At 46.6% G+C, this 21952-nt stretch carries 18 protein-coding genes; 8 read left to right on the top strand and 10 right to left on the bottom strand.

Translation table 11 applies throughout. From position 1 onward, the window contains the following. The first annotated feature begins 52 nt into the window (after positions 1 to 52). Together QUA13_RS04055 and QUA13_RS04050 are read left to right on the top strand one after the other, a co-directional pair. The gene (locus QUA13_RS04055; protein WP_333196827.1) at positions 53 to 697 is read left to right on the top strand and encodes a hypothetical protein; all 645 of its coding nucleotides are present in this window, start codon (positions 53 to 55) and stop codon (positions 695 to 697) included. Between the two features lie 342 nt (positions 698 to 1039). Then, on the top strand, positions 1040 to 1774 hold the full coding sequence (locus QUA13_RS04050; protein WP_333196825.1) for an SGNH/GDSL hydrolase family protein: 735 nt from the start codon (positions 1040 to 1042) through the stop codon (positions 1772 to 1774). A gap of 115 nt (positions 1775 to 1889) precedes the next feature. Here the strand turns inward: QUA13_RS04050 and QUA13_RS04045 are convergent, their stop codons facing one another. The 3 genes from QUA13_RS04045 to QUA13_RS04035 all read right to left on the bottom strand — a co-directional run bounded on the left by QUA13_RS04045 (position 1890) and on the right by QUA13_RS04035 (position 6218). Next, positions 1890 to 2789: a DUF4436 family protein gene (locus tag QUA13_RS04045; protein ID WP_333196823.1), complete on the bottom strand. Its 900-nt coding sequence runs from the start codon at positions 2787 to 2789 to the stop codon at positions 1890 to 1892. A gap of 347 nt (positions 2790 to 3136) precedes the next feature. Then, positions 3137 to 4633, bottom strand: a complete 1497-nt coding sequence (locus QUA13_RS04040) for a carotenoid oxygenase family protein (RefSeq protein ID WP_333196822.1) — start codon at positions 4631 to 4633, stop codon at positions 3137 to 3139. A gap of 130 nt (positions 4634 to 4763) precedes the next feature. After that, positions 4764 to 6218, bottom strand: a complete 1455-nt coding sequence (locus tag QUA13_RS04035; RefSeq protein ID WP_333196819.1) for a folate/biopterin family MFS transporter — start codon at positions 6216 to 6218, stop codon at positions 4764 to 4766. 220 nt (positions 6219 to 6438) lie between these two features. Between QUA13_RS04035 and QUA13_RS04030 the strand changes: the two genes are divergently transcribed. From QUA13_RS04030 to QUA13_RS04020, 3 genes are all read left to right on the top strand, one after another. Further along, the gene (locus QUA13_RS04030; protein WP_333196818.1) at positions 6439 to 6900 is read left to right on the top strand and encodes a cupin domain-containing protein; all 462 of its coding nucleotides are present in this window, start codon (positions 6439 to 6441) and stop codon (positions 6898 to 6900) included. Positions 6901 to 6974: 74 nt separating this feature from the next. Continuing rightward, entirely contained in the window at positions 6975 to 8000 is a 1026-nt protein-coding gene (locus tag QUA13_RS04025) for an NAD-dependent epimerase/dehydratase family protein (RefSeq protein WP_333196816.1), read from the top strand. Positions 8001 to 8155: 155 nt separating this feature from the next. After that, positions 8156 to 8791 carry a class I SAM-dependent methyltransferase gene (locus QUA13_RS04020; RefSeq protein WP_333196814.1) on the top strand — a complete coding sequence of 212 codons (636 nt, stop codon included), beginning with the start codon at positions 8156 to 8158 and terminating at the stop codon, positions 8789 to 8791. Between the two features lie 380 nt (positions 8792 to 9171). Here the strand turns inward: QUA13_RS04020 and QUA13_RS04015 are convergent, their stop codons facing one another. The 7 genes from QUA13_RS04015 to kdpA all read right to left on the bottom strand — a co-directional run bounded on the left by QUA13_RS04015 (position 9172) and on the right by kdpA (position 17638). Then, a complete protein-coding gene (locus tag QUA13_RS04015; protein WP_333196812.1) occupies positions 9172 to 9645 on the bottom strand; it encodes a hypothetical protein in 474 nt (157 codons plus the stop codon). A gap of 240 nt (positions 9646 to 9885) precedes the next feature. Then, positions 9886 to 11154, bottom strand: coding sequence for a sodium:proton antiporter (locus QUA13_RS04010; RefSeq protein WP_333196811.1), 1269 nt, complete (start codon positions 11152 to 11154; stop codon positions 9886 to 9888). Between the two features lie 227 nt (positions 11155 to 11381). Continuing rightward, the gene (locus QUA13_RS04005) at positions 11382 to 12533 is read right to left on the bottom strand and encodes a universal stress protein (protein ID WP_172186764.1); all 1152 of its coding nucleotides are present in this window, start codon (positions 12531 to 12533) and stop codon (positions 11382 to 11384) included. 74 nt (positions 12534 to 12607) lie between these two features. Then, positions 12608 to 13237, bottom strand: a complete 630-nt coding sequence (gene kdpC / locus QUA13_RS04000; protein WP_333196809.1) for a K(+)-transporting ATPase subunit C — start codon at positions 13235 to 13237, stop codon at positions 12608 to 12610. A gap of 41 nt (positions 13238 to 13278) precedes the next feature. Beyond that, entirely contained in the window at positions 13279 to 13548 is a 270-nt protein-coding gene (gene kdpF / locus QUA13_RS03995) for a K(+)-transporting ATPase subunit F (RefSeq protein ID WP_333196806.1), read from the bottom strand. A gap of 157 nt (positions 13549 to 13705) precedes the next feature. Beyond that, complete coding sequence (gene kdpB / locus QUA13_RS03990) at positions 13706 to 15799, bottom strand: potassium-transporting ATPase subunit KdpB (protein WP_333196804.1); 2094 nt, start codon at positions 15797 to 15799, stop codon at positions 13706 to 13708. Positions 15800 to 15877: 78 nt separating this feature from the next. Continuing rightward, positions 15878 to 17638 (bottom strand): potassium-transporting ATPase subunit KdpA, encoded by a 1761-nt coding sequence (gene kdpA, locus QUA13_RS03985; RefSeq protein WP_333196803.1) that lies wholly within the window; start codon positions 17636 to 17638, stop codon positions 15878 to 15880. A 632-nt stretch (positions 17639 to 18270) separates the two neighbouring features. Here kdpA and QUA13_RS03980 point away from each other — a divergent pair. The 3 genes from QUA13_RS03980 to QUA13_RS03970 all read left to right on the top strand — a co-directional run. Then, complete coding sequence (locus QUA13_RS03980) at positions 18271 to 19371, top strand: HAMP domain-containing sensor histidine kinase (RefSeq protein WP_333196801.1); 1101 nt, start codon at positions 18271 to 18273, stop codon at positions 19369 to 19371. Beyond that, on the top strand, positions 19368 to 20060 hold the full coding sequence (locus tag QUA13_RS03975) for a response regulator transcription factor (protein ID WP_333196800.1): 693 nt from the start codon (positions 19368 to 19370) through the stop codon (positions 20058 to 20060). The genes QUA13_RS03980 and QUA13_RS03975 overlap by 4 nt, the downstream gene beginning before the upstream one ends. 201 nt (positions 20061 to 20261) lie before the next feature. Continuing rightward, a partial coding sequence (locus tag QUA13_RS03970) for a DUF4347 domain-containing protein (RefSeq protein WP_333196797.1) occupies positions 20262 to 21952 on the top strand: 1691 nt, incomplete at its 3' end.

Below are 21952 nucleotides of genomic sequence, written 5' to 3'. Positions count from 1 at the left end.
AGGAGGGTAATTATAATACGGTTGTGCTGCTGGAGGGTCATCTTATCGAACTGTGCTAAGAAAAACATACGCGATCGCCAAAAAAGCAGAGCGCCACAATTTGGCAAAACTAATAACCTGTGCGGTTATATTACTGCCTGCAAACCTCGCTTTTTCTGCTCCTACTTACTTGGGTAGCGAAACAATTGCTGAGGCTGACAGCGCTAAATTTACTCAAAAGGTTAACATCATCCTGGCTCAAGAAAGCACCCAGGTGCCGCTGAGCATTCGGTATGGTGGGACAGAAGCTAGGGGAGGCTTTGTCCTCATGCAACTTACTGCACCCAATCGAGATACAACTCAACCGGCTTACGGTGGCAAGCTTCGTTTCTACGATGTTCATCTTGCCAAAATGTTTGAAACTTCCCATTTTTTGTGCCAGCAGTTTAGAGGCGTTTCCGGTTATGAATGGGTTTATTCAGCAGGTAATGGAAGTATTCGCATGGGAAACTTTAGAATTCCCTGTAGTTTAGCTAGCGAAATGGCTTCAACCTACGGCTTAGGTAAGCCAGAACGCACAAGCATTGCCAAAGATACTGAGGGCGGCCCTCCTGAATCAGATGTCTATTCTATTCCGATTTTAGACATCACCGGTTCTAAGGTTCAGCGGTGGATGAACTTTGTGCAAAACCTTAAACCGACTAGCAGGGATATGTAGCGACCTGCAATACTAAACACTCAAACCTGCAATAAACGTCATTCCTCAGCGTTCGACCGATCGCAAATCGACCGATCTCGCCGAACGTCTCACGCCGAAGTCCAGGATTGTTTGCAACTATAGCGAAATTGATGGCTCACTCTCAGAAGACTCAGGCTAAAATCTACGATTAAAGTGAGGACACGCATCAAATAGGCTCTTTTTTATTCTTCCTTCTTCCTTATGTCTGCAAATGCCCGATCGCCCCGTCCCAAATCCCGGCTGAGGCAAGTTTTAATCAGACTTGCCTCAGCCCTAATTGCTGCTATTATTGCTTTCAACATTCCTAACTCTTTAATTCCAGTGTTTAAAGAATCCGTATCCGAAGCAACGCCGCCGCCAGAAATCCAAAACGTGCTGGCGGGCCGGCGCAAAATTGTGACAGTGGGCGACAGCATCACCGAGGCCGGAAAATACCCCGGAGGTTACGTTTGGCTGCTGCAACGGTATCTGAATGCCCTTTATCCCGATCGCAAAATTGAAATCGTCAACGCCGGAATCTCCGGTAACAAGGCGACGGATATGCAAGCGCGCTTCCAGAAAGATGCGATCGACCAAAAGCCAGATTTAGTGATGATTAATGTCGGAGTCAACGACGTTTGGCACGCTTTTTTTGACTTCCAAAACCTGCGGTTTTATCCGCAAGGCAAGTTGCCCACGGGAGTGCCACTGGCACAATATCGGGAGAAAATAACTCAAATGGTGCTGGCGGCAAAAGCTGCAGGAATTCGAGTTGTACTGCTTTCTCCTACTCCGATCGGCGAAATTCTCGACTGCCCAGAAAATCGCAGGTTGCAAGACTACATTGCCGCGATGCGAGAAATTGCGTTGCAGAATCAGTGCTTATTTATCGATTTGAATGCACCGTTTCGGGAAGTTATCGGCACGTATCAAAAGCACGCGGGTAAAACTTTGAATTTGTTAGCTGCAGATGGAGTTCATCCCAATCCGTCGGGATATCGAATTATTGCTTTTACTATCTTGCGAGGTTTGGGCGTACCCGCAAAGGATATTGAGAATTTGGAAGTCAAACATTAAATCTTTGAATTTAGTTAAGTGTTGACTATTGGCTGTTGGCTGTTGATGGTTAATTGAAAGTATCGAGGTACAAGCCCCCTGATTTATTTCTGGGGTAAATTCTTCAAATCTAAAATCATTCACTTGGCGGATGATACCGCTTCAACCAACAGCTACCAATAATAACTAAGGCCACCACAACTATAATTTCTGTCCAAAAAAACGAAAGGAAATCGCTGGCAGTGCCCACGGGCGGCACCCCCGGTTGAGCATTGCGAATAGCGGGAAAAGCAAACAGCATCACAGCAGTCCAACTCAGCATTCCCACTTCCGGCAACTTCCCAGATTGCATCACTTTTAATGCTAGCAAAAGTGCCATAGTTGACAGCACCCACATGATCACAATAATCACTAAGGCAAAGAATTTCACTGGCAGCGAGCGAGTTGCAGAAACATCGATATAAATAAAGATAGATGAATTCTCTTCCATCGGCTTATAACTGATGTCGAAACCGGGAACATCGGCATTAAACTTAAATTCCAACGGCACGGGATTCAGTTCAAAAGGAGCAAACTTTTTACCAATCGAAGGTAGCGGGTCGATCGAGATAGCTACTTTAGCAATGTGCTTGTCAAACGGATAATTGTTAATTTTTCCCTTGACTAAGTTAAATTTTAATGCAGGGACAATCATCGGTTTGCCTTCTTTAAAGGTAATTTCCGAATCCTGTACATTTGCGCCGTTAACTGTCATTAACAAGTCTTGAGCCGGGTAAGTTGGCCCTTTTTTATAAATACCTTTGAGTTCAAACTGCAAGCGGGTTTCTAATTCGTTTTTAATGGGATCAACTGCAATTACCGCCATTTTGACTTCTACCAAGCCTTTGAGGGGCGCAGCGGTATCTTGAGACGGTCTGTAAGGCTCTTGGGCGTTAGCATTGTGAGAGTAAATAAATAAGATAATTGCCCAACTTACGGCGAGGCTGCAAATTAAAATAAGTATTTTTTTGAGCTTAAATTTGTTGACAGTTTGCATTTATTATGGATATTTTACATTTTGATTTGTTGTTAGTATTTCCCGCAGTCTGCCAGTCCGCCAGTCCGTCAGGGGTTAAAACTTGTGTCTCATAGCTAAAATCGGTGAAAACTGACATCTTGCCCCATTTTCAGGAACAGGTTTTCCGGCCTGTCGCACTAAGAGTGAATTTCTTGTGGCGTGGGCCCCAGAGCCCGCTCGTAAAAGGCTTATTGAGAATGGTGCAAAATCTCAGTTTTAACTGAGATTTTGCACCATTTTCAGGAACAGGCTTTCCGGCCTGTTCCACAAGAGTTCAATTTTCCTTCTTGTGGGGTGGGCAGGAGAGCCCGCCCATAGTAGCGCAACTACGAACCGATAGGAAGCAGTACATTGGGTGTAAAACTGCCGTGCAAACCGTAGGGAATGTGCTGTTTTAAATGCAAGCGCGCTAGGGGCCCTTTGGTGATGTCGCGAGCATCTAAAATCACTAAGGTCGATCGATGATGAGCTGCATCATACATTAAAAGCAGCAGCCAGCCGTCATCCTCAGCAACAGCATCGGGACGGGTAACAAACACCGGTTCCCCCGCAAAACCGCGCGGCGCCGCACTCCAAATTTGCCTTTCACCAGTCACGAAATCAATTTTGAGGATAGCTTGCAAAGGAGCATTTCCCGTGGGAGAATCCGCAGCACCGATATAAAGATATCGGTAAGGTTGTCCGACATTATTAGGATGCAAAGTTGGAAACTCGCAGCACCGAGTTTCAACAACTTGATGCTGCACGGTTTTGTGTTGCAAATTTAACTTAAAGCGCCACAATTCGCCCGCTGGAACGCTATCAAAATCAATCTCGCGAAAATCGCCGTCTGCTTCTACAGTTGGAAATGATTCGTAACAAACTGAATCTACAAAAACTTCGCCTCCTTCTTCCCATGCGTTGCAGTGATGGAAGACAAAACAAGGTTCCGTTTCTAATATCTTCACCTCATCAGTGCCGTTGCGGGGAATTAAAATTGCTTGCGTTGGCTTGTTTGGCGAAAATTGAATGCACTGGGAGGCACTCCGAAATCCTAACAAGAAAAGCAGCGGATTGAAGCTGACGGGATTTTGGAAGAATATGCAGTAATTGGGGGTAATTACCATGTCGTGCAGGAAGGCAAAACCCGGTATTGCATGGGCGTGACGCTGCAAAAGTTTACCGCTTTCGTCGAGTTCGTAAATTGTGATGGTACTCGACAAACCGGGCTTGACGGAAAAGTTGACTAATCTGTCTCCTTTGCCATTTTTCCCTTTTTCAATTCTCGGGTGGGCGGCGAAGGCTTCACCGGGTTCCAAGATGCCGTCTAGGGTATCTAAGCCGAGTGTTTCTAGGCTGCGGGGGTCTAGTCTGTAGGGCTGTGCTGCTTCCCAAAGTGCTAGCAGTTTGTCGCCCCAAAAAATGATGTTGGTGTTGGCAATGTTTTTGATTTTGACATCAAAGATGTTGGCTAGCCAGCCGCCCGGTTTCTGTGTGCCGAAAACGCCTCGGTGGAGGATTTTTCCGGCTTTTTGTTCGGCGAGATAGCCTTCTGTGTGTATGAATCGGTTGCGGAAATGGGCGCGGCCTTCGGATATTGCGATCGCACAAACCATCCCGTCGCCGTCAAACGGGTGGTGGATGCGCTGGCCGTTGACATCTAATAATCCGGGCCCGTTGCGAAAGAATGTGCCTTGCAAGCCGGCGGGGATTTCGCCTTCTATGTCGTCAATCCAGTAATCGGACTCGTTGGGTTGGGATTCGTAGCCGCGCTGCCAGTCTGTGCGATCGTAGGATGATTTTTTGGCGGCTGTTTGAGGTTGGGAACTCTGTAATTTTTGCATGGGTCTAATAAGCTTTTATTGATTTAACCGCAGAGAACACAGAGAGTGCAGAGAGGGTGAAAGTCGAAGAATTGGGAAACACAGTTAAATTCAGCCGTATATCCGTGTCAAAAGCCGTATATGCCTGCCTTTATTTGCTATCTGCGGTGCGGCTTTGTGACCTTACTGTCGGTACTAAGTCGGGAAAGTATTCGGGAATGAAATGCTGTCCGCCTGGTTTGGAAGTGCCCAGTTCGGGTTCTAATACGGGAAGAGACTTTTGAGAGTTTGGATCGTTGCTTTCTGTACTCTCGGCGGGCAGCCAATTTAAGAACAGTAGGGGCAGAAGTGTGGACAGGTTTGTGATGATGACTAGCAGCCAGAGGTTATCGAAATTGCGATCGGTAATTCCTAGCAAGTGGGTCAAAAGTGCACCGCCTTCGTGGGACAAAAGTCCTGCTAAATTTATGATTGACATCAGCAGCGCAAATAAAGTTGCTTCGACGCCTGGGGGACACAAGCGGGCGGAGAGTATCAGCACCGGCATATAAGCAATTTGTCCGATTACTGTCAGGATCAGGCTGTCTCCGATGCTGAACCATCGATCGTCAATTCCTAAAGCTCGGTTCGCATGAGTTACTAATAATAAAGTAGTCATGCCCAAAACAGTCGCCATGACCGTTGACCAGCCAAAAATTACTCGAAATGGAACTGTTTTGAGGAAGCGCTGAAACAGCCAGACGCCGGCGAGGGCGGCAATGCTGGTAACGAGACGCACTCGGCCGAGAAATTCTGGTTGAAAGCCTAATTCGTTGGTGGTGAAAAAGAAGAAGGCCGAGTCTGAACTTGGGGTGGCTTGCAAGACGAAGAGAAAGGCGGTTGGCAGCCAAATTGATTTTTGGGTAACAGCTTGCCGCAGTTTTTTTAATTGGTCTTTGACACTTTCAAAGTCGGTTATTTTGTTGGTTTTTTCTTCGGTAATTAACCAAGCTGTTGCTGAGACAATGAGCGGGAAAGATGCGGTGATTAGAAATATGGTGTGGGTGCTGAAGTGTTGCAGCAGGAAACCGCTGAGGTAGGCGGTAATTAGTCCGCCGAGGGCTGAAGCGCCCCAAGACAAGGATTGCAGGGAACCGGCGTCGGTAACGGATTCTTTTCTGGCCCTTTCGACTACCAGGGAGTCGGCGATTACGTCGCTGACGGCGAGGGAGAGGGAACTCAGGGCGATCGCGCCTGTAGCGGCAAGCGGTGTGTGTACAATTGTGGCGAGGCTCACCCATGCTGACGTTCCCAGCAGCCCGGAGATGACGATGTAAGGGCGTCTGCGGTAGCCGAATATCGGCAAGCCATCGGACATGAAGCCGAACACGGGTTTGATAATCCAAGGCAGGGCGACGACGCCCAGCATTGCCGAGACTTCTGCCGGACTCATGCCGAGTTCGTCTTTGAGAAAGAAGCTGACGGCTAAGCGGGCGAGTCCGAGAATGCCTTGGACGAAGTAAATCAGTAAGATGGCTATGAGTTCGGGGGTTGGCTCATTCCCAAAGAATACTTTTTCTTTTAAAGATTCTTTGAGTTTGCTGACGCCGGAGGGGGAAACGAACATTTGAGCAATATTTCTTAATGAATCTCAATATTTATAACACATTCTTAATGAGTTGGGGGAACTGTCGGAGGTGGGAGGCGAAAGTGGCGGGGAGCTGGTAAGTGCTATAAAATTGTATTTATCTTGAATTTAAGCGTGTTTTGTAATAATAAAAACAGAAAAACGAACCGCGAAGGAAGAGAAAAAAGAGAAAATTTACAACTGCTGTCAGGTCTGTTATATGATTGTCCATCCTGAAAATGTGCCGGAAATTACGGGTTCCAAGTACCCTCAGCAATTCAAATCTGCTGTGGCGGGGAGAGTAAAAAAACGCTTGGGCGATGCTGCCGGATTGCAGAATTTTGGGGTAAATTTGGTGAGACTTGCACCGGGAAGTTGTTCTGCTCTCAGGCACTGGCATTCCCGTCAAGATGAGTTTATCTATGTTCTGGAAGGGGAAGTTACTCTGATTGTAAATTCGGGAGAGCAAGTGCTGAAACCGGGTATGGCGGCGGGTTTTCCGGCTGGGGATGCTGACGGACACCATTTAGTCAACCGCACGAATTCAGATGTTGTTTATCTGGAAATTGGCGATCGCACTGCTGGTGATTCGGCTAATTATCCAGATGATGACTTAATCGCGAAGGCTAGCGACAACGGTTGGATTTTTACGCGCAAAAACGGCGAGATTTATGAGGATTAAAAAAATCAGAATCGCACCCGTAAGTATTCTCCAGCCTGTTCACACTACGAAATCTCGGTTAGAGGAGGCAATTCATGAAGATTTTAGTCATTGGAGGCACTGCGTTTATTGGTCGTTATGTTACTCAGCAATTACTTAAAAAGGGGCATGAAGTCAGCGTATTCAATCGAGGAGTAACACTCGCGAATTTACCACTAGAAGTTAATCATATTCGGGGCGATCGCCAGAATCTAACCGATTATCGGCAAACCTTTGAGCAACTTGCTCCCGATGTAGTCGTGGATATGATTGCGCTGACTGAGGCTGATGCCCAAAGCACAATGGATACATTTAAGGAAGTCGCTCAACGGGTTGTGGCAATTAGCAGCCAAGATATTTACCGTGCTCGCGACATTCTTTGGGGGCGAGAAACAGGCACGATCGATACAGTTCCACTGACTGAAGATGCACCGTTACGATCGCAATTATATCCTTATCGGGATGCTGGAATGCAACCACAAGTCCCGCCAGACTACGACAAAATTCTAGTTGAACGAGTCATGATGAGCTACCCAAGCTTACCGGGTACCGTGCTGCGATTGCCGATGGTGTACGGAGTGGGAGATTATCAACATCGCTTCTACCCTTTCATCAAGCGGATGGACGATCGCCGTCCTGTAATTGTGTTAGAAGAGGGCTATGCTCATTGGCACGGAAGCTACGGCTATGTTGAGAATGTCGCAGCAGCGATTGTGCTTGCGGTAACTGATGAACGTGCAACAAATCGCATCTATAACGTTGCAGAATCATCTGCATTATCTCCAGCAGAGTTAATTAGGACGATCGGACAAATTGTGGGCTGGCACGGTGAGGTTGTCATTGTATCAAAATCTCGCTTGCCTCAAGAGAGTCGCCTCGCTCTAAATATTGAGCAGGAGTGGCTGATCGACTCGACTCGGATTCGCGAGGAACTAGGCTATACTGAGCCGATTGACCGGGATGAAGCGTTGAGGCGAACGCTGACTTGGGAACGAGCAAATCCACCGGAAGTATTTTCAGCAATAGGGCTTCTAGACTATGCAACGGAAGATGCTGTTTTAGCCTCACGCTTAAACAGTTGATAGTTGACAGTTGACAGTTGACAGCGAGGTTTTTTCTATGGGGATTTACATCCCAACCTAAAAACATTCCGCCTTTGGGCGGGGGTTTAAAACCCCTGAATTTTGATAACAATGTTCTGGAAAGTACAGATTCCAATTATGAGGATTAAAAAATAATGAGTCAAGTGAATCTTTGGACTTCTGCGGAACACGCTTTGTGGTATCTTGCTAAAGCTGATGGAATTCCTCACCGCACTGAAGGTGAAGCGGTTTTGTTGGAGGAAGTGCCGAAAAATGTTAAGCGAATTCTGGATGTGGGCACGGGAGACGGGCGCTTGTTGGGTCTGCTTAAGTGCGATCGACCAAATGTTGAATGTGTGGCGATCGACTTTTCGCCGACAATGCTGGAAAAAGCCAGAATTCGCTTTGCTGATGACAAGAATGTCACGGTAATCGAGCACAATTTTGATGAATCGCTACCGGATTTGGGCAAGTTTGATGCAGTTGTTTCTAGTTTTGCGATTCATCACGTAATAGACGATCGCAAACGTTCGCTTTACACTGAGATTTTCGAGCTTTTGGAGCCCGGAGGCATCTTTTGCAATTTGGAACACGTAGCGTCAGCAACTCCGGCTTTGCATCAGAAATTTCGAGAGGCGCTGGGTATTAGCGATTCGCCAGACGATCCGTCTAATAAATTGCTCGATATGGAAACGCAATTGCGGTGGTTTAGAGAAATTGGTTTTACCGATGCAGACTGTTATTGGAAGTGGCGGGAACTCGCTTTGTTAGTTGGTGTCAAACCTGTTTAGCTGCGGGTAAAGACTGCATTGTCGTGTTATTTTAAAATTGGAAATAGTCACAATTAATAAGGTGCGTCAGATTTTTAAACCCTCAATAATCGTTCTAGAAATTCACCTGACGCACCCTACAGCTTGATTTTAGTATGCCAGTTGCCTAAGTCCTGAATATAAGAGGTTGCTGTCGTAGTAGAAGTCGATCGCGAACAGTTCTGGTTATTTTCAAATAACCAACAGAGTATTGAGGAGAGAACAGGCGAACTCTTAACCCAAACGATACAGAAAGCAACCGTTTTTTGGAGTAGCAAGCAAATTGAACCTCCAATTTACACTTTTAGTTAGTTGGGATGGAAGATATTGTCCGGTCGCTCGCACATTGGGATCTTACCCAGTTAGAGGGCTGTTTTAAGAGTTATTAACCAAACGATCGAATTAACAACAAACAAAAAGGTATAAAAAATATAGATTGATGGAGCGCAGATAGCTCGACCTAAAGAAGGCATTTTAATTGTTTTTAATGAACCGAGCGGGTGAACAAGGCCTTCCGGAATTGAGCGAGTATTAAAACTTTCATCTAAGGCGCTTTCATCATTCAAGAATTGGGTAATTGCATGGACTCTTTGTATGTAATACAATTGCACCTTCCAGTAGGTAGCTTCTAAAAACCAGAAACCAAAAATTATAACGTATCCTAGGGGAACCAACGCATCTATTTTGCTTGTAAAAACCCAACCAACTAACGCTACCCAAATGGTAATTGCAGTAGTTTTTAATTGCATCATAATTGTTGTGAAATTAGCTATTTTTGTCTCTAGTTCCTCTGCTCCTTGTTGCAGCATTGCTAGCTGAAATTCAAATCTATCCATGTTTGATTCCGCGAACGTTTATATTAGAGTTATCGAAAAAATTATAATCTTCTTTTCTTTCGGTGTCGTTAGAGAACTTCGCCTGACGCACCCTACAAGTCGATTTTATATTATACAGTAAGGTGCGTCAGCTCCCGAAATTCCCGATCGCCGTTAGAGAACTTCGCCTGACGCACCCTACAAGTCGATTGTTGTGTGACCGTTGCGTCCAGGACTATTAAAGTCACGCACCTTACAGAATTAAATTAAATCCGGTACTTTAGGTTTGATTCGGCGCTCGTACCAGTTCATTAACGGGGTCGAAGTAATGCCGTGCAAAATCACAGAAATCACGATTGTTGTAAAGGTAATCCAGGCAATTCTTTCGGCTATTTCCCCTTCCAAACCGTTACCGAAAGCATAGGTAAGATAATAGATAGAACCGACACCACGAATGCCGAACCAACCGCACAGCCAGCGGCTGACGGGATGTAAAGGACTGCCGAGCGTACTGATCCAAGCTCCCACAGGCCGAATCAAAAAAATTAACAATCCAGCTACTAATAGGGAGTATCCTCCATAGGCCAACATAGGCTCTAGGCGCAAAAGCGAACCTAATAGTAAAATAGTTGCTATTTCCATTAACTTTTCAATGCGCTCGGTAAAGTGGAGTTGGGAAAGCGGTTTTTCTGGGTTGCGGTAACTCCGCTGCATCACAATTCCTGCTACAAAAACTGCGAGAAATCCGTAGCCGTTGACTACTTCGGTGAGGGAATATGTGAGCAGAATTGTGCTGAGAGCAATGAAATCTTCCATTAGTTGATCGGCCGGTCGATAGCGTTGGAGTTGGCGATCGATCCAGGTGACTGCTTTAGCTACTACAATTCCCATAACGATACCTGTGGCGATCGCCCAAATCAAGTCAACTGCTACCCACTGCGAAAACCAGTTCGGCCAGTTATTATCTTTTAGTGCATGAAGGCCGAAATAAACGAAGGGAAAAGCTAAAGCATCATTCAAACCGCCTTCGGAGGTTAAACCAAAGCGCAATTCATCGCGATCGTCTATATTTGCTAACTGAACTTCTGAGGCTAAAACAGGATCGGTGGGAGCGAGAATTGCTCCCAATAAAATTGCCGCCCCCCAATCTAATTTCACCAACCAATGACCGACGGCAGCCACTGCAAAAATAGAAATTGGCATTAAAAAACCGATCAGCCGCGCGGTAGAATTCCAAGCCCAAAATTGTAGCGGGCGATTCATTTTTAAGCCGCAACTGAACAGAGAAACAATAACTACAAATTCTGAAAGTCTTTCTAAAAATCGAGCATCGGGACGCAAGTCAATCAGCTTGACGCCATAGGGCCCCAATCCGATACCGACAATTAGATAAATTAAGGCATAAGACACCGGCAATCCTGAAATCCATCCGGAACCCAAGGTAACGGTCAGCAGGAGGATGCCAATAACTAGCAAGTTGAGAATGTAATCATCCACCATAGCGATCGCACTTTTAATCAGGTTTACCAAATGCGATTTTTACAGATAAAAGCTTCTGGGACATCTACCGCCCGCTAGATTCAGATATCCTCCGAAAGTTGCAGTTGTTATACCAAATTTTTGATGCTTCTAGCCTGCTGCTGCGGGCTTTGTCTTGTTGCGCCGTAAACTCCGTGACTGACAATCGACCGGAATTGTTTATTTTATACATCTGACTAATAACTAATGATTAATGACTAATGGCTGATGACTAATAATTAATTAGAAAGACCACTTTTTTCGGTAGCGATGATGTGCAAATCTACGTGTTTGAGCGATCGCACTAACTGTTGAGTCAAAGAACCCCGCAGCAGCAATCTCCAGCGGGATTGCTGGCTTTCGCCGATCACAATTTGAGTAATCCGATACTGTTTAGCTACCTCCGAAATCGCTTTAGCTATATTAGTGCCGTTTACCCGCAAAAATTGCCCCTTAAATTCTTGACAGAGTTTCTCACAAGTTTCAACGTGCAAGATTTCTGCTTTTGTTAAAAATCGGTCTGGATCGTTGACAAACACAGCATAAAATGGGGCATTCATGTAGCTAGCAATCCTCCCGCCCCGCCGCAGCAGTTGCAAGGAATTGGGATAAGTCGAGATGCACACTAAAACTCGTTCGTGAATGTTGCAAGATTGACCTTTTAAAGTTGCTGCATCGTCTTCCACATTGTCTGCGACTTCTCGCAGGGCGAGTTCTCGCAAAGCAATTAAATGACGGCGCTGGAAAAAGTTTTCTAAAGATTGTTCAATTTTTTCGGGAGCATAAATTTTGCCTTCTAGCAACCTTTCTTCTAAAGTTTCCGGCGTGACATCCACAACGACTATTTCGTCAGCATCTTCGAGAACGCGATCGGGTACTCGCTCTCGCACTACAACTCCGGTAATTCGAGCTACTAAATCGTTGAGACTTTCTATGTGCTGAATGTTGAGAGTGGAGAAAACATCAATTCCAGCATTCAGAATTTCTTCGACATCTTGATATCGTTTTTCTCGCAGAGAACCAGGAATGTTTGTATGAGCCAGTTCGTCTATTAATGCTAATTGGGGGCGGCGTTCGATGACAGCTTCACTATCCATTTCGGTTAGCACTTTTCCGCCACGCAGCATTTGTTTTCTGGGCACTACTTCCAGTCCTTCGCCTTTAGCTGCTGTCTCTTTCCGTCCATGAGTTTCTAACAGTCCCATTACCACATCAATGCCTTCAGATTTGAGCCTGTGCCCTTCTTCTAGCATTCGGAAAGTTTTGCCGACACCGGGGGCCATGCCGATAAATATTTTGTGCTTTCCCCGGCGGGGAGTGCGATCGTAAGTGCGGTTCGGTTGGGCGTAAACCGCGTCTGGATTGTTGGTAAGTTCGCTAGAGTGAATCATAGCTAAGTAGTGGGTAGTTAGTCAATTTCCAGTCATCAGTCAGTTTATGACCGATGACTGCCGACTGTTGTAAACTATTGTAAAGCGTCGAGAGCCAAATTAAGTTTGAGGACGTTAACTCCCGGTTCGCCGAAAATGCCGAGAAATCTGCCATCCGTATTTTTAGCTACCAACATTTCTACTTGATTGAAATTGAGCGATCGCACCGTTGCTATCCGCTGAATTTGCGATCGAGCTGCCTCTAAGCTAATGTGCGGATCGAGGCTAGAACCAGAGGTATAGACTAAATCAGCAGTCGGTTTGATACCAGCTTTGTTGAGACGATCTAATTCAACTTGGACGCCCTGAAAACCATCTTTCTCATTACCTCGCTTCAGCAAATCCGAGTTACTGGGGGCAAGGTTGCTAGCTCCCGAAATACCTGTTGTTTGACTTAAATTTTCTGCCTTTGTGGGATCGTAATCTTCGGTTGCAAAGCTGCTGTAATTTGTGGTGCTGGGGCGGCTCCAAAAATATTGATCCGAGCTGAAAGGCTGACCGATTAAGGACGAACCCACGACAACTCCTTGCTTAGTAATTAAGCTGCCGTTTGCCTGGGAGTTGAAGGCAATTTGACCAATTACTAGCAAGGTTAAAGGGTAAATAAGGGCTGTAATTCCCCACAAAACCAGGGTAAGGCGAATGGCTCTAATTATTTCTCTCATAAATTACCTCGCTCTGTTATTTGCTAAGGGTTAATTATTGACTAAAATCTTTCCGGCTGAAAGATGACTACAAACAGGTAAATAGAAAGGGCGATAATCACCAAACCCAGGAGACTTAAACCCCAGACAGCTTTTCGGGTCAAATCTTCACCCCCAACCGCGTAAACAGCGGGGGCAATTATCGCATTGAAACACATTGCCAGAAATAGCTGCACCGGGATTGGGTGGCGCTGCCAAAGCATTTGCGCTAACTCAATAATTTCTTGGAAATCTCTGGGAAAAATATCATTCAGCAAATCATTCCGTTTCATAAATTCTCCTTATTTTGGGAATAAACATCTGTCTTTCTATTGGATGATTTTTTGGGGAAAATCGAGGCAAATCCTCTGGAACTGGGTTCCCCGGCAAAGCCGGGGAACGGGATTAATCCGTGTATCCGTGTCACAATCCGTGTCGTGCTTTCCCGAGCTATGCTAGCCCAACGGCGGCAATCAAAACATCAATAACTTTGATAGCAATAAACGGCGCGACTGCTCCTCCCAATCCGTAGATTAAAATATTCCGCTGCAACAGTTGATTGGCGCTCAACGGTCTAAACTTTACACCAGTTAATGCTAGTGGAATCAAAGCAGGAATAATCAAAGCATTGTAAATTAATGCAGACAAAACTGCCGATTGACCGCTGGCTAAACCCATGACGTTTAAAGCGCCGACGGGGGCAAACATGGCGGGAATAATTGCAAAATATTTAGCAATATCGTTGGCTAGGGAAAAGGTGGTCAGCGCGCCGCGAGTAATCAGCAATTGTTTGCCGATTGTAACTAAATCAATTAGTTTTGTGGGGTCAGAATCCAAGTCCACCATGTTCGCAGCTTCCTTCGCTGCTTGGGTTCCAGAATTCATCGCGAGTCCTACATTTGCTTGCGCTAGTGCGGGTGCGTCGTTGGTTCCGTCTCCAGTCATTGCGACTAATTTGCCCTCGGCTTGTTGTTTGCGAATTACGTCGATTTTGTCCTCGGGAGTTGCTTCGGCAATGAAGTCGTCAACCCCTGCTTCATCGGCAATTACTGATGCTGTAATTCGGTTATCTCCGGTGAGCATAATGGTGCGAATTCCCATTTTTCGCAGTTGGTCAAACCGATCGCGAATTCCCGGTTTGATGACATCTTTTAAATAGATAATGCCGTAGGTGTCGCTGCCTTGACAAACAGCTAAAGGTGTGCCTCCAAGCCGGGAAACTCGCTCGTAAGCTGCATCGAGATCCGGCCCGAAATTGCCGCCGCGCGATCGCACAAAACCCTTCACCGCATCCACCGCGCCCTTGCGAACCTCCGTCCCATCGGGCAAATCCGTGCCAGACATCCGCGTTTTTGCGGAAAAATCAAGGCCGGTGGCGTTGGTGCGATCGAAATCCACCTGTGCGCCCAAATTCTGAGCCAAACGGACGATCGACTTTCCCTCTGGAGTATCGTCAAACAGGCTAGCAGCAAGCGCTACACTCGCAACCTCCTCCAGCGAGTGACCGTTTACCGGAATGAATTCCTCGGCTAAACGGTTCCCCAGCGTGATCGTCCCCGTTTTGTCCAAAATCAGCGTATTCACGTCGCCGCAAGCCTCCACGGCGCGTCCAGAGGTCGCTATCACGTTAAACTGAGCGACGCGATCCATCCCCGCAATGCCGATCGCGCTCAGCAAACCTCCAATGGTAGTTGGAATCAGCGCCACCAGCAGCGAAATCAGCGTCACTACGCCCACAGGGGTTTTCACGTAATTTCCCACGGGCGGAATGGTCGATACCACAATCAAAAACACCAGCGTCAGCACCGCCAGCAGCACTGTTAGCGCGATCTCGTTCGGCGTTTTCGATCGTTCGGCCCCCTCCACCAGCGCGATCATCCTGTCCAAAAACCCCTTGCCCGGGTCGGCCATCACCCGCAGCGTCAATTCGTCGGAAAGGATGCGCGTCCCGCCGGTGACGGAACTGGCGATGTCCGAACCCGGTTCCTTGAGCACCGGGGCCGATTCGCCAGTGATCGCAGATTCGTCTACAGATGCCACACCTGCGATCACTTCGCCGTCGGAAGGAATGACATCGCCTGCGATCACTTTAATTTGGTCGCCGCGTCTCAGGGATGTCGAACTAACTTCTTGAATTGAACCGTCTGGTAGGAGTTTGCGGGCTGTTGTGTCGGCTTTGGTCGATCGCAGCGCATCTGCTTGCGCTTTTCCGCGCCCTTCGGCCACCGCTTCGGCAAAATTAGCAAATACCAAAGTGAAGAACAAAATGAAGGTGACTAAACCGTTGAAAATCACCTGATTATTGCCGGGAACCGGGCCGAACAGCGTCGGGTCGATCGTTAATAATGCAGTCACAATTGTGCCAACCCACACCACAAACATCACCGGATTTTTCAGCATCACCCGCGGGTTTAGCTTGACAAAAGCTTCTTTAAAAGCTCTTTGATAAAGACCTTTAGTATTTGCTTTCGGCGTGTGCTTGCGAGACTGGCGAGAGCCTCTAGCAGGTTTTTTTGGGGAATCTGGAGTATGGGAAAAGGTCATGTCGATTGGGGATTTTTAATGAACGACAGAGAACACAGAGAACACAGAGAAAGAGAAGAGTGAGGGTGAGGATTTTCGCTACAGAGGTGGAGGAGTTGGTGTTGCTAAAGGTGTTGTGGGTGCAGTTATCGATGCAGGTTCAAACTTGCCGCTGCTAATTTCATATCCTTCGGCAATTGGCCCTAAAGCTAAAACTGGGAAAAATGTCAGCGCGCCCAAAATTATGATTACTCCTGCGGTTACGCTGGTGAACAAAACTGAATCTGTTCTGAGAGTGCCTGTTGTTTCGGGAACCAGTTGTTTGTTCGTCATGCTGTCAGCTAAAAGCAGCAGGGCAATAATTGGAACGTAGCGCCCCAACAGCAAGCTAAAACAGGTGCTTAAATTCCACCAAAGTCCTGTCGGCGCGGGTTGAGAGTCAGCCAATCCTTCAAAACCAGAACCGTTGTTAGCCGCCGCCGAAGCGTATTCGTACATAACCTGGGAAATTCCGTGAAATCCCGGGTTGCTGATGCCGCTCAAACTGTCGGTAAAGGCGAGGGTAATTGCACCGGGGATTAAAACTGCGATCGGGTGAATCAATAAAACAACGCTGGCTAAAACTATTTCCCGTTTCTCAATTTTGCGTCCCAAAAATTCCGGCGTTCTCCCCACCATCAATCCGGTGAGAAATACGCTCAAAATTGAGTAAATAAATAAGTAAGCAGTTCCCGTTCCCTGTCCGCCCCAAACGATTTGCAGAAACAAATTAAACAGAGTAGCAAAACCACCTGGAGGCATTAAAGAATCGTGCATTCCGTTGACAGCCCCGCACATTGTCCCAGTTGTAGTGACAGCCCAAAGTGCAGTCTCTGCCCAGCCAAACCTAACTTCTTTGCCTTCTAAATTAGGCTGCTGCGAACCCAGCAAATTATTGATTTGAGGATTGCCTTGAAACTCACCGACTGCTGCAATACCAATCAAGACAACGTAAATGCCAAAAACCATCCAAAAAATCAGCCATCCCTGCTTTTTGTTGTTGGCAAATCGGCCGTAGGTGTGAATCATAGCTGCTGGTATAGAAACCATTGCTAGTGTTTCTAGCAAGTTAGTAAAAGGGCTAGGATTTTCAAAGGGGTGAGCCGAGTTCATGGCAAAAAATCCGCCGCCATTTTCTCCGAGTTGTTTGATACTTTCAAAGTGAGCAACTGGGCCCCGAGCAATTACTTGCGTGCCACCTTCTAAGGTACGGGCAACTGCCGGCCCTGCGAGAGTTTCCGGCACTCCTGAAATTAGCAAAACTAAGCTTATTATCAAAGAAAGGGGCAGCAGAATACGGGTGATTGATTGAATTAAATCGATGTAAAAGTTGCCCAGCGGGCGGCCGGTCAATCCCCGGATAAAGGCAATACCTACTGCTAAACCTGTAGCGGCTGAGGTAAACATTAAAAAACCCAGAGTTAACTGGGATAGATAACTGAATGTTGTCTCGCCGGAGTAATGCTGTTGATCGGTATTTGTGAGGAATGAAATAGTTGTATGCAGCGCAGTGTCCCAGGTTGGGACACTGAGGCTGGTAGGATTTAAAGGCAGCACTCCCTGAAGCATGAAAATTAAGAAAACAAATATGCCCATTGCTGCATTGCTGTAGAGTAGCGAGCGGGCATATTGCCAACCTGTCATGGAATCTACAGACCGGATGTTGCTGGCTTTATAAATGAGTTGTTCTAGGGGTTTAATAGCTGGGTCGAGAATGGTTTCTTGTCCCATGTACACCCGCGCCATGTAGTTGCCAAAGACAGGCGCGATTGCTATTAAAATGATTAGGGTTAATGCGACTTGAAGTAATCCTTGCTGCATAACTGAGCCAATCTTTTATCGTTGGATAAATGGGTTTTGCCGATCGCGAAATGGGTTCGGTGGGAAGTTCCAAAAACCGGGCGAGCTTTTTTTGAAGGTCACTTTCAGTTTGGGGGCGATCGCCGAATTCAATGCTGCTAAGATGCAATCTCCCCAGCCGGAGGGATTAACGCCACCAGCGGGTTTTCACTGGCGATAATTCCTCGTTTTTCTTTTGCTAATCCCGTGCTTTGACAGCCATCGAGCAGTTGTATAGCATTTAAGACCGCGCCACAATAACTAGGGTTAATTTGGATAAAACTGAAATCGCTTTGATTAGACAAAGTTGATCTGTCACTTCTGTTAGCCCAAAAAGGCTCTCTACTTGTACTGATTACTATAGTCATTTTTAGAAAATTGGGTAATCAGCTTTCAGGTATAATTTGCTGTTTGCACGTTAGGCTTGTTCGCTCTATATTTGTCAAAATAGATGAATGTTTAGCTATATTTAAGTGTCTATACATTGAGATATAGATGTTCGCTAAACGCGAGGCTTTTGTGCGAAGATAGGTAAAAAAAATTAAAAAAAATAACTATGCTAAGGTAGTAGGCAAAAAACTGTGAACGTAAAATATAAAATGGATTGATTGAGGATGTTTAAAAGTTTATCGGCTATACCAAAAAACCTGGCTATTCAAGAGAAGTATTTGCGGGGGAGGTGGTCGATCGCAATTTTATTTGCGATTGTTGCACTGCTGGAATTTACTACGCCGTCGGAGTATCTGTTTGGGTATTTGTATACGGGCCCGATTTTACTGGCCAATTCGCGATTGAGTCGGTTGGGTAAGTTACAAATTACGCTGCTATCGGCAGCTTTGACGCTGTTAAATTTGTTTATTCCTCCTGGAGAAGCGATCGCCCTAGCCACTGTCGCAAATAGATCGATCGCAGTCATGGCTTTAGGGGTGACGGGATATTTGAGCGATCGCAACCAGCAGTACCAAGAAGCGATCGCGATCGCTAAAGCTGAGTTGCAGTCGCAGCAGCAGCTAGCAAGCATCCGAGAAGATTTTGTCTCTACTTTGAGTCACGACTTGAAAACGCCGATGCTGGGGGCGATCGAAACAATTAAAGCTTTTCAGTCAGCAAAATTTGGGAATGTCACCGCCACTCAGCAAAAAGTTCTCGAAACAATGGCGCGATCGCACAAAATGTCACTACAATTAGTAGAAACGCTGCTGGATGTTTACCGCAACGATGCCGAAGGTTTAAAACTGCAACTTGCTCCCGTAAATTTAGTAGGTTTGGCAGAAGAAGTAATCGCAACACTCATCCATTTGTCGGCGGCGCGCCGGGTTTACATTAATATGAGTTACGGGGACTCAGATTTCCGTCGCTCTTTGTGGGTAAATGGCGATGCTGTGCAACTCCAGCGCGTTTTTGTTAATTTGCTAACAAACGGCATCAATCATTCTCCTCGCGGTGGCAAAGTAGAAATAGTCATGGAATCTTATTCGAGTTATCAGGTTGTGAAAGTTATCGATAGCGGTTTGGGAATTACCGCCGATGAACTGCCCCACTTGTTCGAGCGTTTTTATCAAGGACACAGCGATCGGCAAGCCAAAGGATCGGGATTGGGGTTATACTTATCTCGCCAAATTATTGACGCCCACGGAGGTATAATTTGGGCAGAAAATAAATTGCCTCTAGGCGCTTTATTTGGATTTAGACTCCCTGCTATCCCAGAGAAATGAAACCAGTTTATCCCTTGCGAATTCTCTTAGTTGAAGACGACGAACTGTTTCGGTTGGGGCTGCAAACGCGGTTGCAGCAAGAAAGTTGCTTGCAAGTAATTGCTGAAGCGGAAGATGGCGAAACGGCGGTAGAATTGACTCAGGAACACTTGCCCGATGTGGTAGTTCTCGATGTCGGTTTGCCGGGAATTGGGGGTATTGAAGCGTGCCGCCAAATTAAACAGCGACATCCAGCAATTCCAGTTTTAATCTTAACTTCTCATTCGCAAAAATCCTTAATTGAGAGATTGATTGGCGCGGGTGCTCAGGGCTATTGTCTAAAAGGAATTGCGGCGGAAACTTTGGTTTTGGCAATTCGATCGGTAGCGGCGGGCGCTTCGTGGTGGGATCAGGCCGCGACTTCGGAAATTCGGGCGGTTTTTGCTAATCCCGAACCTTTGAAAAATGGTTTGAAATCGGAACTTTTAGAGAATCCGCTGACGAAGCGAGAACAGGAAATATTAGCTTTAGTTGCGGGAGGAAAAAGCAATCAGGAAATTGCTCAAATATTGTACATTGCTCCCGGTACAGTGCGAGTTCACGTGCACGCAATTTTGCAAAAGTTAGAAGTGCGCGATCGCACTCAAGCTGCTGTACTCGCAATTCAGAAAGGATTGGTAGCAGAAGAACTGTTAGCTATCGAACCGTAAAAGGGCAACTTTTGTAGTGGAATTGTCGCTTTTTGAAATGAATTACTTGCTAAACGCGCCTCTACAAGATGAATCTGTTGCAGCTTCACGGAAAATTAATATCAGTCTTGATTGTTAATTTTCTTGATGACATTTAATGTGTGAATTTGCTAAGGTCGGCACATCTTAATTTTCCTACGGTCATCTAACCAGAGGTGTATTGTGCCAAATTTTATCGGTTCAGTTTTTAGTTCGATCGCCTTTCTCGACTCTGCCCTTCCCGATCGCCAAACTCTCCGCAACGGCATCGCAGCGGGGACAGAAGTTATTACCCTCGATGCGGCGCGGGATGGAGTAGAACAAATCACGGCAGCACTAGCGAGTCGCAGCAATATTAAAAGTATTCATATCATCTCCCACGGTCGCCCCGCGAGTTTGCTGCTAGGCGCGATCGATCTAAACTTGACAAATTTAAAAACTTATGCCAAACAATTGCAGCGTTGGTCGCGATCGCTGGCAGAGAGTGGAGAGATTTTGCTTTATGGGTGCGATGTAGCGGCGGGGGAGAAGGGCGCTAACTTTGTGCAGCAACTGAGTCAGCTAACCCAGGCAAAAATTGCTGCTTCTAGATCGCCGATCGGCAGTTCTGCTATGGGCGGAGACTGGCAGCTAGATTATACAACGGGAGCCGTGTCATCTGGGTTGGCGATCGACCCAGCCACAATGGCCACTTATCCATTTGTGTTCGGCTTTACCCTCTACGACGGCACAAGTAACTTTCCACCGCCGGCTGGAACACCCGGTATCGGGTTATCAGGGACTACTCAATTAGCTTACGGGCAGATACCTCTAACTCCCCCACTTGGTTCTGGTGTCCAAGCTACTGGTGCGTACTCGCCCAACACAGGCATTAATACTGCTAGCGTCACCGCCGCGAATAACAATACAGGCTATGCAGGCTACACCAACTATAGATATAGTCCCTTTCCTTTCCCAGCAGGAACATTTAGTCTACTCAACCCAAGTTTCCCCACACTTGACCGCACCAACGGTTACAGCGTTTCTTTTCGAGTTGCAGTAACGGCTGAAAACAGTAATAGTAACGATCGGTCAGGTTTCAGCATCATCGCCATTAGCAGCGACGCTCAAAATGGCATTGAACTGGGTTTCACCAACCGCAACCTCGGCGCCAACGGAGGTCTCTTTGCTCAAAACGGTGGCGCATCCCCAACTCTGTTTACTCGCGGGGAAAATGCAGCTTTTAACATCAGCAATGCTACTGACTATAAACTGGTAGTTCAAGGCAGCACTTACAGCCTGTTTGCTGGGGGCGCAGCAATACCAGGCCTGACAAATCAACCGCTACGCAACTACACGGCTTTTGATGAAAAAGCCAGTCAGCCACCTTTACCCTACGATCCCTACAGCCAGGCAAACTTCCTATTTTTCGGCGACGAAACCGATCAAGCAAGTTCCACTTTTACTCTCGGCCCCATCTCGGTTAATAATTTCCCGGTAGCCGTCGATGACCCCTACAGCGTCCTGCACGACAAAGTGCTCAGCCAATTTCCGGGAGTCTTAAGCAACGACACCGACGCCAACAGCGACCCGCTGAGTGCAAATTTAGTCACAGGCCCGACCAAGGGTACGATTGTTTTTAACCCCGACGGTAACTTCACTTACACTCCTAGCCCTGGCTTTGTCGGTACAGATACCTTCACCTACAGCGTTAGCGACGGGGCTGCGACTGTTCCCGCTACGGTGAATATCAACGTTATCAATCAGCAGCCACAGCCACAACCTGATAGCTACATCACCCAGCACGACAAAGTTCTCAACGCCTTTCCATCTGTCTTAAGCAACGACAGCGACGGCGACTTCTTGGACAAGTTGACCCCCGCTTTGGTCACAGG

Source organism: Microcoleus sp. S28C3, from assembly GCF_036700785.1.
In the GTDB taxonomy this organism is placed as follows: domain Bacteria; phylum Cyanobacteriota; class Cyanobacteriia; order Cyanobacteriales; family Microcoleaceae; genus Microcoleus; species Microcoleus asticus.
The sequence above is the reverse complement of the archived record's forward strand: the minus strand, read 5'-3'. Positions and strand labels throughout refer to the sequence as shown.